At 42.0% G+C, this 12,623-nt stretch carries 18 protein-coding genes; 11 read left to right on the forward strand and 7 right to left on the reverse strand.

Going from position 1 to position 12,623, the window contains the following annotated elements:
• Nucleotide 1 precedes the first annotated feature (1 nt).
• Entirely contained in the window at nucleotides 2–421 is a 420-nt protein-coding gene (locus FIB07_09390; GenBank protein ID NJD53065.1) for a cytochrome c maturation protein CcmE, read from the reverse strand.
• A 279-nt stretch (nucleotides 422–700) separates the two neighbouring features.
• Entirely contained in the window at nucleotides 701–1,036 is a 336-nt protein-coding gene (locus tag FIB07_09395; protein ID NJD53066.1) for a hypothetical protein, read from the reverse strand.
• Nucleotides 1,037–1,484: 448 nt separating this feature from the next.
• Between FIB07_09395 and FIB07_09400 the strand changes: the two genes are divergently transcribed.
• Nucleotides 1,485–3,566, forward strand: coding sequence for a 4Fe-4S binding protein (locus tag FIB07_09400; protein NJD53067.1), 2,082 nt, complete (start codon nucleotides 1,485–1,487; stop codon nucleotides 3,564–3,566).
• Here the strand turns inward: FIB07_09400 and FIB07_09405 are convergent.
• Complete coding sequence (locus FIB07_09405; GenBank protein ID NJD53068.1) at nucleotides 3,563–3,802, reverse strand: hypothetical protein; 240 nt, start codon at nucleotides 3,800–3,802, stop codon at nucleotides 3,563–3,565. The genes FIB07_09400 and FIB07_09405 overlap by 4 nt on opposite strands.
• A 244-nt stretch (nucleotides 3,803–4,046) precedes the next feature.
• On the opposite strand from FIB07_09405, the gene FIB07_09410 reads away from it, so the two are divergent.
• The 4 genes from FIB07_09410 to FIB07_09425 all read left to right on the forward strand — a co-directional run bounded on the left by FIB07_09410 (nucleotide 4,047) and on the right by FIB07_09425 (nucleotide 7,466).
• A complete protein-coding gene (locus FIB07_09410) occupies nucleotides 4,047–4,673 on the forward strand; it encodes an ABC transporter ATP-binding protein (GenBank protein ID NJD53069.1) in 627 nt (208 codons plus the stop codon).
• A gap of 15 nt (nucleotides 4,674–4,688) precedes the next feature.
• A complete protein-coding gene (locus FIB07_09415) occupies nucleotides 4,689–5,942 on the forward strand; it encodes a hypothetical protein (protein NJD53070.1) in 1,254 nt (417 codons plus the stop codon).
• Nucleotides 5,939–7,195 carry an ABC transporter permease gene (locus FIB07_09420; protein ID NJD53071.1) on the forward strand — a complete coding sequence of 419 codons (1,257 nt, stop codon included), beginning with the start codon at nucleotides 5,939–5,941 and terminating at the stop codon, nucleotides 7,193–7,195. Before FIB07_09415 ends, FIB07_09420 begins: the two co-directional genes overlap by 4 nt.
• 73 nt (nucleotides 7,196–7,268) lie before the next feature.
• Entirely contained in the window at nucleotides 7,269–7,466 is a 198-nt protein-coding gene (locus FIB07_09425; GenBank protein ID NJD53072.1) for a hypothetical protein, read from the forward strand.
• A gap of 27 nt (nucleotides 7,467–7,493) precedes the next feature.
• Here the strand turns inward: FIB07_09425 and FIB07_09430 are convergent, their stop codons facing one another.
• Nucleotides 7,494–8,273, reverse strand: a complete 780-nt coding sequence (locus FIB07_09430) for a hypothetical protein (GenBank protein ID NJD53073.1) — start codon at nucleotides 8,271–8,273, stop codon at nucleotides 7,494–7,496.
• Between the two features lie 218 nt (nucleotides 8,274–8,491).
• Between FIB07_09430 and FIB07_09435 the strand changes: the two genes are divergently transcribed.
• A complete protein-coding gene (locus FIB07_09435; protein ID NJD53074.1) occupies nucleotides 8,492–8,659 on the forward strand; it encodes a YHS domain-containing protein in 168 nt (55 codons plus the stop codon).
• 11 nt (nucleotides 8,660–8,670) lie between these two features.
• Here FIB07_09435 and FIB07_09440 read toward each other — a convergent pair whose 3' ends face one another.
• The gene (locus FIB07_09440) at nucleotides 8,671–9,441 is read right to left on the reverse strand and encodes a CbtA family protein (protein NJD53075.1); all 771 of its coding nucleotides are present in this window, start codon (nucleotides 9,439–9,441) and stop codon (nucleotides 8,671–8,673) included.
• The gene (locus FIB07_09445) at nucleotides 9,392–9,586 is read right to left on the reverse strand and encodes a CbtB-domain containing protein (protein ID NJD53076.1); all 195 of its coding nucleotides are present in this window, start codon (nucleotides 9,584–9,586) and stop codon (nucleotides 9,392–9,394) included. The genes FIB07_09440 and FIB07_09445 overlap by 50 nt, the downstream gene beginning before the upstream one ends.
• A gap of 629 nt (nucleotides 9,587–10,215) precedes the next feature.
• Here FIB07_09445 and FIB07_09450 point away from each other — a divergent pair.
• The 4 genes from FIB07_09450 (at nucleotide 10,216) to FIB07_09465 (ending at nucleotide 11,755) form a co-directional block, all read left to right on the forward strand.
• Entirely contained in the window at nucleotides 10,216–10,431 is a 216-nt protein-coding gene (locus FIB07_09450; GenBank protein NJD53077.1) for a heavy-metal-associated domain-containing protein, read from the forward strand.
• Nucleotides 10,432–10,577: 146 nt separating this feature from the next.
• Nucleotides 10,578–10,931 carry a chromate transporter gene (locus FIB07_09455; GenBank protein ID NJD53078.1) on the forward strand — a complete coding sequence of 118 codons (354 nt, stop codon included), beginning with the start codon at nucleotides 10,578–10,580 and terminating at the stop codon, nucleotides 10,929–10,931.
• A 32-nt stretch (nucleotides 10,932–10,963) separates the two neighbouring features.
• On the forward strand, nucleotides 10,964–11,452 hold the full coding sequence (locus FIB07_09460; protein NJD53079.1) for a hypothetical protein: 489 nt from the start codon (nucleotides 10,964–10,966) through the stop codon (nucleotides 11,450–11,452).
• A 6-nt stretch (nucleotides 11,453–11,458) separates the two neighbouring features.
• A complete protein-coding gene (locus FIB07_09465) occupies nucleotides 11,459–11,755 on the forward strand; it encodes a hypothetical protein (protein NJD53080.1) in 297 nt (98 codons plus the stop codon).
• 24 nt (nucleotides 11,756–11,779) lie between these two features.
• Here FIB07_09465 and FIB07_09470 read toward each other — a convergent pair whose 3' ends face one another.
• A complete protein-coding gene (locus FIB07_09470; GenBank protein ID NJD53081.1) occupies nucleotides 11,780–12,148 on the reverse strand; it encodes a helix-turn-helix transcriptional regulator in 369 nt (122 codons plus the stop codon).
• A gap of 280 nt (nucleotides 12,149–12,428) precedes the next feature.
• On the opposite strand from FIB07_09470, the gene FIB07_09475 reads away from it, so the two are divergent.
• On the forward strand, nucleotides 12,429–12,623 hold a 195-nt coding region (locus tag FIB07_09475; protein ID NJD53082.1), incomplete at its 3' end, for a hypothetical protein.

Raw genomic sequence — 12,623 nt, forward strand, 5'->3', positions numbered from 1 at the left:
TCTATGTTTCGTTATGATCTCCGTGATCAAGATCACCGCCATATTTAGAGGGACATTTTGTAACAACCTGGGTTGCCTCGAAAGTACCATTTATGAAAATCCCGGTAACAACTGCCGGGATCCCTTCTTTATAATTTCCCGGCATTCCCTGGTTTGATACGACAGTGATTGAAGAGTTTTTATCCCCAAGTTTAAATGTCAGTAAGGCTTTTTCCGGCACCCAGACCGTCGAGCCTTTAAGTATAGTGCCATTAACATTTACGATTTTACCGTCCAATGTATCAGCTTTCTGAACAAATTCATCCACTTCATAGTAAAATGAGAGCGCGTTACTGAAACTTTGCACTCCAAGAAATAATATAAGTATAACTACTATCCCGACACCGAGCATGTTTCTTTGTTTTCTGTTCATATCTTTCATCTCATTTACTCATAATCCTCTACTTTACAATGGGTGTAAAGTATATTTATACTTTACGGTGGGTGTAAAGAGGTGGTTGTGACCGGTGGTTTGGAAAAAAAAGAGTTCGATAGGAGTTTTTTTTTCCGGTCACTAAGTTACTAATAGAATTTGCTTTTTAATGTGGGTTGTGGTTTAAAAATACAAATAAAAGTATTGTTTTCTTTAAAAGTTCGAAATATGTTTTCTTACTCGATGTTTTTCGGACGATAAAAAATTTTAAATATAAATAAAAAGGGTTTACAGCATAGCCTTCGTTGCTACTGCGCTAGAACCCATCATTGAACCCATGTCAGAATCCCCGTCTCCACAATAATCAGCTTCTGCTATTTCAGTACTCTCTTCTGTATTGCCGTTGTTCATCATTGAACTTTCGCTCGTAGCATTCATCATGTTTTCGTGCGTTTCCGACTGCATCATCTGCTCAGGACAGTTTTTTGACATATTCTCCATCATCTCTGGAGTACATTCATGATTTTCCATGTCCTTTGTTTTCTGATCGCTCGTATTCTGCGCCATTGCGACAGACATTGCGCCGACTGACAGTAAGATTCCGAGAATTCCAATCACTAACATAGTCTTCTTTTTCATATTTTTCACCTCTTTGAAAAGTATCAGTATTTCCCTGAATCGAGTTTGCACTATACCAAATTTACTTCTAGATATTTCGGCAGCATTAGCCACCGCATTGCTGTTGAGGAGATTTTCTTTTGTTATCTATATCAGACGCATATTCTTCGGCATGTTTATCTGAGCAAAAATGCTTCCCAAAACGCTGAGGTGCCGTCTTCTTGTCAACCTTTATGCCGCATTTTTCACAATATTTGTCAAAAAAGCCCAATTTTTCACTTCTCCTTATGAATCTTTATGCGCGTTATATGTTATGCTATCTTAATGTTATTTTGCTTTAAATTAGTAAGATTTTCGATTGAATTGCTTTAAATTTTTAAGGCAAAACTTATTAATACAACTAATTCGGTATACCATAACTATACTTTAGGTAATCCTAATAGAAGGTAATAGGATGATAGAATCATTTGTGATAACTTTAAGGGAAGGAACAGAGGCAGCACTAATAATTGGCATTTTGGCTGCTTATCTTGGAAAAATAGGCAGGAAAGATCTTTACAGATACCTGTATATCGGCACAGCCGCAGCAGTTGCAGCAAGTATCCTTGTGGCATTGATTTTTGGAGAGCTGTATAAGGTATCGGGAGTGGCTTTCGAGGGTATTGCCGCACTTTCTGCTGTTGCTGTTTTAACCTACATGATATTCTGGATGTCCAGGCATTCCAGAGAAATCAAAGGGGAGCTTCATGAGAAAGTTGAGAGTATTATATCTTCAAGGCGAGTTTTCGGAATAGCCGGATTAGCATTCCTGTCTGTTTTCAGGGAGGGTGTGGAGACTGTTCTTTTTCTTGGAGGAACACTGGCAGCATCCTCTTTGAACAGTGTTTTAACAGGAACGCTGCTTGGCATAGCTACTACTGCATTTTTCACAGGGTTAATGTTCAAAGGCATGTACACGCTCGATCTCAGAAAATTCTTCAAATACACTGGATTTATTTTGATCGTTTTCGCTGCTGGATTAACAGGACAAGCGACCCGCGCATTGCAGGCGGCAGGTCTTCTTCCAGGCACCATTGCAGCCTGGGATACAAGTCAGGTTATAAGCGAAAACAGCGTATTGGGCAGTTTGTTTTCTGCCCTTTTTGGTTACAGCAGCCAGCCTTCTGTTTTGCAGGTTATGTTCTATCTTACTTACCTGGCGCTCATAGGATACCTGTCGATTGATTTCACAGGATACATTAAAGAAAAAGATTATGCAGACCCTTTCAGCCCTCTGAAAAGCCAGCACTGGTTTTATGGTTTTGTGCAAAGCCGGTGGGTGCCCAATATCATGCTGATCCTCACGGGGATATTTTTCGCTTTCCTGCTGGTAGCAGGCTATTTCGGCATTGGCATCGGTCCTTTTCAGGGAGGATACCTGAGGCTAGGACAGTTCTATTTGAAAGGAGCTGATAACAATCTCTGGAATTTTGTTATCTGGATAATCTGGCTGCCGTTGGTTTCTGTATCCGCGGTGTTTTTGGGACGTTTCTGGTGCGGCAACCTCTGCCCATTGAGAGGTATTGCGGATGCTACCCGCTTTGTATCGGATAAACTTCTTGGAAAAGCATCCAATGCACCATACATAAGAGCCGGCTGGATACTGCCAGTTTCTTTTGTCGCTATCACAATTATTATAAAGTCCAGTCCGTTCCAATCTGTGGCGCGCCTCGGAACCACGCTGTTTATTTCGATATTCCTGCTGGCAGTGGCAGTTAGCTTTCTCTTTAGAAAGGGCGCATGGTGCAGGTATCTGTGCCCTATCGGAGGCTGGCTTGCAAGAATCGCCAGACTGAGCATATTAGGGATACGCCCCAGGCACATTATTTGCGAAAATTGCAGTACAAAAGAATGCCTTACAGGTACAAGGAGAGCAGGAACATGCCCCATGTTCCTAAATCCTAACCAGCTTGATTCCAATAGATACTGCCTGCAATGCTGGAACTGTGTTAAGAACTGCCCTCGTGACGGCATGCATATCGGACTTCGCGTACCTGGCGCTGAGGTGCTTAAACCTTACTCCCCTGATATATGGGAATCGATATTCATCGCAGGCTTGATAGGCATGTATATGGCGTTCATCAGATGGGAAGTAGTACTTCCTGAACTGCCTTTCCCCTTTTTTGCTCTCGGATCTATGATTCTCACAGCGTCGCTTTACTTAATCGTATGCACAATAGCCTCGGCTTTAAGCGGCATCAAATACAAGGAAGCTATCACCAATTTCGGTTATATCTTTCTCCCCTTAGAAGTAGGCACGGCTATTATTGCGATGGGCGACGATTCTCTTGAGTTCTTCAATATACTTGTGCCTGCATCGATTATCCTGCTTGGCAGCACATTTATCTGGAGCATGATTTTGGGCGCCTCCATAACCAAGAATCATGCAGGTAAAAAGGCGGTATTTGCTTTTGTTCCTGTAGCGTTTGCTCTTACAGGGATACTTCTATTATGGCTTAGCTGGTTTGCATCCGGCAATGTGATTGATCTCACTTAATGAGCCTCAAGCTTTCTAAGCTCACCCCCCGCAAACTGCCCTGCAAAATCGGATATCATAAGTAGTGGTACAACAGTCCAGCCGAAACCTGAAAGTACTCTCAATAAAAAAATGAATGGTACAGGAATATGCACAGCCATCATCCATCTTTTGGAAAACCTAGCGGCACTATACCTCCAGTAGCCGAAAGGCAGGTTAATCAAAAAGACTAATAGCATTAATTCTATTATAGACATTACTATGCACCGATTGTTTCCATAATAGGTGATTCTTCTCTTTATATTAATCTCATTTGTGCTTTAAAAATCCAATGAAATAAATAACCAGACTTTAATTTTTTAAACCGCAAACTATTTACTTTACACTACTTGTAAAGTAAATAGTTTACATTGCCTGTAAAGTAATCGAAAGTTGAGCACAATATATCAGGAGGCATCTTTGGACATTATTGAACTTGATGACGTATGGAAGATATACAGAATGGGTGAAGTGGAAGTTCCGGCACTTAAAGGCCTGAGCTTAAAGATAAAACCTGGTGAATTCCTGGCTCTCATGGGGCCAAGCGGAAGCGGCAAATCAACAGCATTGAACATGATAGGCTGTCTTGATATACCGACAAAAGGCAGGGTGTTCCTTGAAGGACAGGATATTGCTGCCCTTACAGAATTGGAACTCTCCCGTATAAGAGGTAAGAAAATAGGTTTTGTCTTTCAATCCCACAATCTCTATCCAACGTTAACAGCTCTTGAAAATGTCCAGTTACCCATGAGAGTACATGAGTTCGCTGAAGAAGAGATCTGGGACAGGTCAGAGGAATTGCTGCAACTTGTTGGCCTTTCCGGCCGCGCAAATCATTATCCTTCCCAGCTGTCAGGAGGCCAGAGCCAGAGAGTAGCGATTGCAAGAGCTCTCTCTACAAATCCCTTATTAATTTTAGCTGATGAGCCAACCGGTAATCTCGATACGGAAGCAGGAAAAGAGGTACTGGATATTTTCACAGACCTGAATGCAAAAGGCGTCACGATCGCCATGATCACTCATGATGAAAAAATTGCGGGAAGGGCGAATAAAACTGTGAGAATGATAGACGGAAAACTTGCATCATAACGGAGTAATGAATCTATGAATCATATAAGAAAATGTGTTATCTTTTTGCTGATCCTGCTGCTATTTTTGCAGGGAACGGCCGCATCGACTGATTATCTTGTAACTGAACATGAACCGGTATATCCGGGAGATACGGTCTTTGTTTGGGTCCCGATCAATAACATTGGCTATGGCACATCGATGGTAGACACTGTTGTGAAACTGGTTCCGGCAAATAATGCTACGGAAAAAACCATACACGTTCTGGATACTGAAGTGTCACTCGGCAATATGGATGACTGGAATGACATGCGAACAGCCAGTTTTAAAGTCCATATAGATCAAAATACACTGGAAGGAGAATACGAGTTTACCGTATATGTCACCACAAAAGATAAAGAGAGCGACAGAATCACCACAGTAGCGTTAAAAGACAGGATACTCGTCATTAAAGGCACGCCGATTGTAACACTCTCAAACACTTCTATCTCTGCTATCGCACCGGGATCTACAAATGAAGTTATATTAAAATTCAAGAACGAAGGATCGGGCGTTGCAAGAAATCTCTACGTTGATATCAACACTGGCAGTGAACACCTTGCATCAGTATTTTCAATAACAGGGTCAGGTACACGATTTTTCCTTGGAAGTCTCAAGCCCGGTGAAGAGGCAAAGATCAAATTCGATATGATAGTTGATTCGCAGGCGCAGACCGGTGTCTATAATATACCCATCAAGATATCAGGGATCAATTACTCTGTAAGTGATTCCATCGGATTGGGTGTTGCAGGGATCACGGATTTTGAGTTAAGTTACCAGGAATCGGGAAGCAGTTTTCTCCTCAGTGTATCCAATATAGGGGTAAATCCGGCTAAAGCGGTTAGCGTGGAAATACCACCCCAGAACAGTTTCAGTGTTTCCGGGAGCAATACACAGGTGATAGGCAATTTGAACTCCGGAGACTATACTTCTGCAAATTTCCAGGTCTCTCAGGCCGGAAGATCTGATATGGCAATAAAAATACTGTATACGGATGCTGCCGGTGTGCGAAGATCGATAGATAAGAAGCTTCCTGTAAGACTTTCCGGCGGGATGGCTGGCGCCACATCTAAGGATTCTAATGACCAGCATGCGGCTATGCATGGTGGAGGAACGAATTATTCCGGACTGGCGCTTAGCTTTGCTCCCTATATCGGGATCGTGCTTCTTGGCATCATTGGTTTCTGGCAGCGAAAGAGCATCACCGGGATGTACCAGAGGATGAAATTCCAGAGGCAGAGAAGAAAATGAGGCTTCTGGATATCTTCCTTCTTTCTCTTTCCCACGTAAGGAAAAGCAGGATGAGAAGCTGGCTTACCATTGTGGGCGTGATCATAGGCGTCGCCTCGGTCGTCGCCATTATTTCCATAGGGCAGGGAATGAAGGAAAATGTGCAGCAAAGGCTCGGCGGCTTTGGCGCTGATATAATAACCGTGATCCCTGGATATTTCAGGGCAACAGGTGTGCATAGCGAGATGCATACAGACAGGTCTGTTAGCACGAGTTCTTCGATCAACCTCACAGATAAAGATTACAGGGTGATCAAACAGGTGCCTGGAGTGATGTACGTAAACGGGCTTGTTTCAGGTAAAGCCGACCTGAAATATGATAATGAAAAAACAGTTGTATCAGTGACCGGCGTCGATACTTCGGTCTGGAGACAGATGGATAATACAGGATTAGATGATGGAAGGTATCTCCAGTCCGGAGATTCTAATTCGATCGTCGTGGGGTATAATCTTGCTTATGGGGCTTTCCTTCAACCAATAACGCTTAACCGTCCAATTACTATCGGGGGGAAAAATTTCAGGGTTGTGGGTATTCTCAAGCAGTCAGGTGGATTAGGAGGTGGCAGTGATACAGGGATTTATATGCCCGCTGAGATAGCAAGAGAAGTTATCACTGAAAAAGTAGCAAGTAATCAGTTTACATCTATGGTCATTAAAGCAACGGATGCCTCTCTTGTAGAATACCTGAAAGCTGATATTGAGCAGAAGCTTATGAGTTCAAGGCAGGTAAATCCACGAACAAAGGATTTTACAGTCATAGCATCTGCCCTAATCCGTGAACAGATGTCGGGTGTGACCCAGACTTTATCACTGTTTTTAAGTGCGATAGCTGCTGTCTCGCTTCTTGTGGGAGCAATAGGTATAGCCAACACCATGTTCATGTCGGTCATGGAACGAACCAGGCAGATAGGGTTATTGAAGGCAATTGGAACAAGTGAACGTGAGATCATGAAACTTTTCCTTATCGAGTCAGGAATATTCGGGCTCGTGGGCGGGATAATTGGAGTAATATTTGGTGCTGCTATTTCCCTGCTAATCCCTTATCTGGGAATCCAGGCGCTTGGATTTGGAGGAGATATGAGGGCGACGATCACTGCAGGAACCATCTTATTTGCCATTGGATTTTCGGTCGTGATAGGCATACTATCAGGGATAATACCTGCCAGGCATGCAGCTAAGATGAGACCTGTGGATGCTATAAGATATGACCAGTGAATAAAGATTTCAATGTTGAGGGAATTGATACCATTATGTTGATATGCTTATTGAATTGCCAGGAGGCGCAGATATGATCGAGGACGATCTGGATGCTATTGAAAAGGAGATGCTTGAGGATCTTAAAAAACCAAAAGGGAGAAGGATACTTATCTGTCCTGTCTGCGGCTCTGCCGGGGTCACATATTATATGGGCCTGAAAACAGGCTATCAGTACCAGTGCAATAGCTGTGATTATGTGGGGGCCGTGGTGCTGGAGATAGAATGTTAATCCTTAATTTTAATAAAATTTTATAATTTAGCCAATAAGAGCTTCGAGATTCGGAAGATAACCAACCCCTCCGAATAGGAATAATATCCCCAGAACCATGCTGAAAGAACCTGTTACAAAAGCTGCAGAACGATAAAGTCTCTGACGTTTGGTAGATTTTATGTAACCGTATGCTCCAAGAACACCCATGAGAGTGTTGGTTATCACAAGGCCCAGGGAATACACCACGATAATTATTGCTCCTACTTCAGTGCGTGCCGCAGCACCTGCGCTAATCGCCAGGGCAAAAAGCATCATCTGGCTGGGGGTCTCTGCGCCTACTCCGTGGATCATACCTATTACATATGATGCTCTGTTTCCGTACCCGTTTTTAAGAACATGATGGTGCTTTCGAGGGGTTCTGGTTAGCTTCGCTTTCAACCAGCTATACGAATTAAGAACCACGTTAGCTACCAGCGCCCACCTTGGCAGCATCCTGAAGTCCTCTCCTTTTTTCTTGTGAAGTGAATAGAAGACATAAATTCCAAGAATAATCAGCGTAACACCTACAATTGTTTCCATAAATCTATCAACGCCCTGCGGCAGTGTGAAACTCAAAAGCAATAAACCCATGGCAATGGCAGCGACCACGCTCGCGTGTCCCAGCCCATATAGTAAGCTCATAAATACACCCTTACCTATTTTGTTCTGCGTGCTTGTGATATCGCTGATAGCGGCTATATGATCCCAATCTACGCCGTGCCTGATTCCTGCTATTAATCCAGTTAATAGAAGTAAGGGTGTAGCCAAATCCAATCCTAATACCATCGAATAATCCCTCTCTCTGGTCTGAATTCCGATTTAATTACCATTTTTATCATTTTTTCCTCCTCTTATTAACACAATATTTGTGAAATATATTTAATTAATGTTACAAAATTTCAACTTCGTAACACTAATCTGTCATGATAATATGTCATAAATAGATTGCGATTCAAATTTTAAAAACAAAAATCTTATAAAGAACTACTTACAAACAAAATACTATGCCTATTGATCCGGTCTGCTGGATGCGTGTTGATAGAACAGCAGAATACACGGCCGGATATATGGGCCAAATGTATTACTTCTGCTCACCCAAGTGTAAAAAAGAATTTGAACTTTGTCCTGGAAAGTATCTGGGCGTGAAAAGCCCGATGAAGATGCCTGAGTAGGCAGGACGTTTTTAACAGATTGCTTTTTCTGAAATCCCAACTTGTGGTCTGAAATAGTCCAGTATACCATTGGTCATAACTCCCATAATTGCCCAGAAGACAAACATGGCTCCAAGGCTTTCGACCCTATATCTCCATAGCAAATCGGAAGGAATTAACGGTATGTTGGAATTAGAGGGCGACAACACGAATGCAATAATTATTATAACAACAAAGGCAAAAGCGCCGGTCGAAAGTCCTAACATGGAATTATATTCCAAGGATAAAAGTGAATAGATTCCCCAGAAGGCTATTGAAGCAAGAATCCCTGCGATGATTATGGCAAAGAAGATGCTCTGCCTTGCCATCACAGGCAGCGAAGTTTCTATGCCAGGCGGGTTTGGCGGCAGATAGAGAGAAGGGACGAGCACTGCCACAAGGAAACCATTTAATGCCAGAATCAGACCTTTGAACTGAGTGTTTTTCACAGGAATCCTGTGTTGAACCATGGTATACACGAATGTAAATATTGTAGAGTAGAGGATTCCAAGCACGATTGCTCCAGCGAAAGTCCAGAAGTGAACAATGTTCCTTGAAATTAATGGATGAGAATCTGGTATCTGGGCTTCGTAAGTTTCCGCTTCCAGTATAATTGGTGTTAGAAATAAAAGGAGAAGTCCTCCAAGGGTTGCGCCTGCTGCTATACCTGTGACAATCCCTGCTTTCAAGATCGATAAAAAATTCAGTGATCCTTTAATGGCAGGGGAAGCCTGCTGCGTGGCGTAGGTCATGGAATCCCTCATGGAGTGCAGGGAAGCTTTCAAAGTTTGCAAATCCTATGATATAAATTGCAAGAACTATTGTCAGAAAAATTACAGCAAGCCTTGCGAGCATTGCATAGTCCAATTCGTATCGATACTCATATCCGTACCTGTATTCACTACTCATTTCTGTCATATTATACCTCTATTAAGCTGGATAAACACTCAAGAGATAAAATATTTAACCTTTCAAGCAACAGTTGTTACCCATATGGCTAACGATGTTTTTAAAGCGCTTAGCAGTACTACGCGACAGAAAATGCTTAAGATACTGGCCAGGAAAGAAATACATATCGCTGGTCTTGCAAGAGAATTGAACCTCTCGGTTCCGGTAGTGGCTAAACATGCAAAGCTTATGGAGAAGGCAGGTTTAATTGAAATAAAAAAGTTTGGCAAGACCCATGTACTTGTTAGTAAAATAAAAAATATCTGTGGCATGTTTGATGAACTTGCCGATTCATATGAGATCAAGCTGCAGAGAGGCGCCAGTATTCTGGAAGCCCTGAGAAAGGTATCTGGAGTAGAATTAAAAATTGTTGGCGACAGAGAGTTTGTTATGGCAATCGACGGTGAAGAGGGACTTTATATTTATGAGGTTAATGGGAACTCACCCAATTCGACAACCGAGGAATTTAAGATAGAAAAAGACTGCACTATCGAGTGGAAAAAATTAATACCTGTAACGAGAAAGAAGATTTCTGTCAAAATCAAATAAAGTAGCTGATTAACAAATAAAATAAAAAAACGAGGTGCAACATGGAAAAAGTGGTTCTTGATATTGCTGGAATGCGCTGCGGGGCATGTTATGTAGGCATAGAACTCGCGCTTGGAAAAAAGAAAGGTGTAAAAAGCGCGAAGGTTTCTTTGAATGAGAGAATGGCTGTCGTGGAGTACGACCCGGCAATAGTGGCAGCATCAGATATAGCAAAGTCTGTGAATGATCTCGGATATATTGCAACAGTAAGAAGGTAAAAAAGATAGAGTTCCTCAAAGTGATTGATATCCCAAACTTCTCTTACCCCTATTTTAAGGCAAAAATTAGTCATAAGCTTAATTTAATGAGTCTAGCTATTGAGATTGTGTAAAAAACAATAGGAATTTCTGGAGAAGAAGACAGTATGAAACATTTCCAATCTCAACGGGATAATAAGAATCCCTCAATAACCCACTTGTTTACTTCTTTTCTGAGGTTAGGAGCCACCTCATTTGGCGGCCCAGCTATGGTAGCCTACATTCGCAAAATGGCAGTTGAACAGAAACACTGGCTTGATGAGGAAACCTTTCGCTATGGTGTGGCTCTTTGTCAAACAATACCCGGGGCAACTGCCATGCAAACGTCCGCCTATGTAGGTCTAAGAGCGCGGGGGGTGGCAGGTGCTTTGGTGAGTTTCGCTGGCTTTGGTCTACCTGCATTTATTATTATGATGGCACTTTCGGCTCTATACGTACGCACGTATAGTTTACTGCGGTAGTTTCGGCGTTTAATGGACTTCAGGCTATAATTGTGGCCATTGTTGCTATTGCTACTGTGTCATTTGGCAGGACATATCTGAAAAAATGGAAGGACTTTATCATTGCTATCGTTGCTGCCATTATTTTTGGATTGGGGGTGAATCCGATCGTGGTAATCCTGTTGGCAGTAATTTTAGGGCTTATGCTCTATAACAGGCAGACTCTCCCCCAACAGACTGCTGATTCAGCAATTAATTCATGCTTTACAAGACCTATTTTATTAATTTTATCGGCTGCAGTTATAGGATTCGTTATACTCTTCTTTGTTCATCGCGGGCTGTTCGACCTTGCTGCCCTCATGTTCAGGATCGATTTGTTTGCCTTTGGTGGTGGGTTTGCATCGGTTCCTATCATGTTCCATAAGATTGTAGAGGTACATTCCTGGATGGATGGTCTGACCTTCTTCAATGGTATGGCTCTGGGGCAGGTTACTCCAGGGCCGATAGTGATTACCGCAACATTCATTGGCTATTTGCTGTAAGGGCCTATTGGGGGAGTTATTGCCACTATTAGTGTATTTTTACCTTCTTTTCTACTTGTTGTTGGCATTGCGCCCTACTTCGATAGGCTTCGGACTTCACCATACTTCAACATAGCTATTGGCGGCATACTGTGTTCTTTTGTGGGGCTTCTTCTGAGTGTCACTCTTCGCTTTGCTTTGAACATCCCGTGGGATTTCCCTCGCATTATCTTTACAGGTTTAGCATTTGTTGCCTTGCTTTTTAAGGTAGATATCCTTTGGGTAGTGCTGATAGGAATAGTACTCTCAGTGATGATTTTATAGATGATTTTCTGCTTCGCTCAAATCTCATTTTCGTCTGAATCTTACTACTTCTACATCTCTCGATGAGACCCATTTTATCAGAGGCATTATAGCATCTCTAAGCTCTGCTCCTTCTTTTGTGAGCGAGTACTCCACTCTCGGAGGTATTTCAGGAAATGATTCTCTTTTGATCAGGCTTGCATTCTCCAGTTCTTTTAATCTATCTGCCAATGTTTTTGGACTTATTACACCCAGTTTTTTTTCAAGTTCATTATAGCGCAATTTCTGGTTATTTCCTATTGCACTGATAATCAGTAAAGCCCATTTCTTGCTGAGGATGCCCATGATACCTTCAATAGAACACAAACAAATATCGTCCTCGCGTATAGCGCATCTCTTGCTTTCCTTTTGCATAGCGACTTCCTTTTTTGATAGCTGCTATTTAACTTTAAACTTGATAGTTTAAATACTTTATTAACTGAAGTAACTATAAAGATAAAAGGAGGTGAAAAAAATGTGCCTAAAGTGTCTTCCCATTAATAAAAATAAAGACCAGCAGCCGCATGATTCCACAGAAAACAAAAATAAAGATATGGATAGCGAAGAATACGAACAAGCCTTAAACAAAAATTAAAATGTCTTGCCCCTGTTTTAGACTGGGGCAGTAATTTATTCATATAAAAGAGGTGATATAATGGAAATAATAAACATCATAACCCTCTGGCTGCATTATCTGGCAACTGTGAGGTGGATTGGAGGAATGGCTTTCAACCTATTTGTACTTCGCCCTTCAATGATCTTAATTGACCAAAACCAGCGACCGATACTTGGAACTAAAGTATTGAAGCGTTTCATCATTTTTGCTTGGTTGAGTATCGCAGTGCTGATC

It is taken from the genome of Candidatus Methanoperedens sp. (genome assembly GCA_012026795.1).
Classification (GTDB): Archaea; Halobacteriota; Methanosarcinia; order Methanosarcinales; family Methanoperedenaceae; genus Methanoperedens.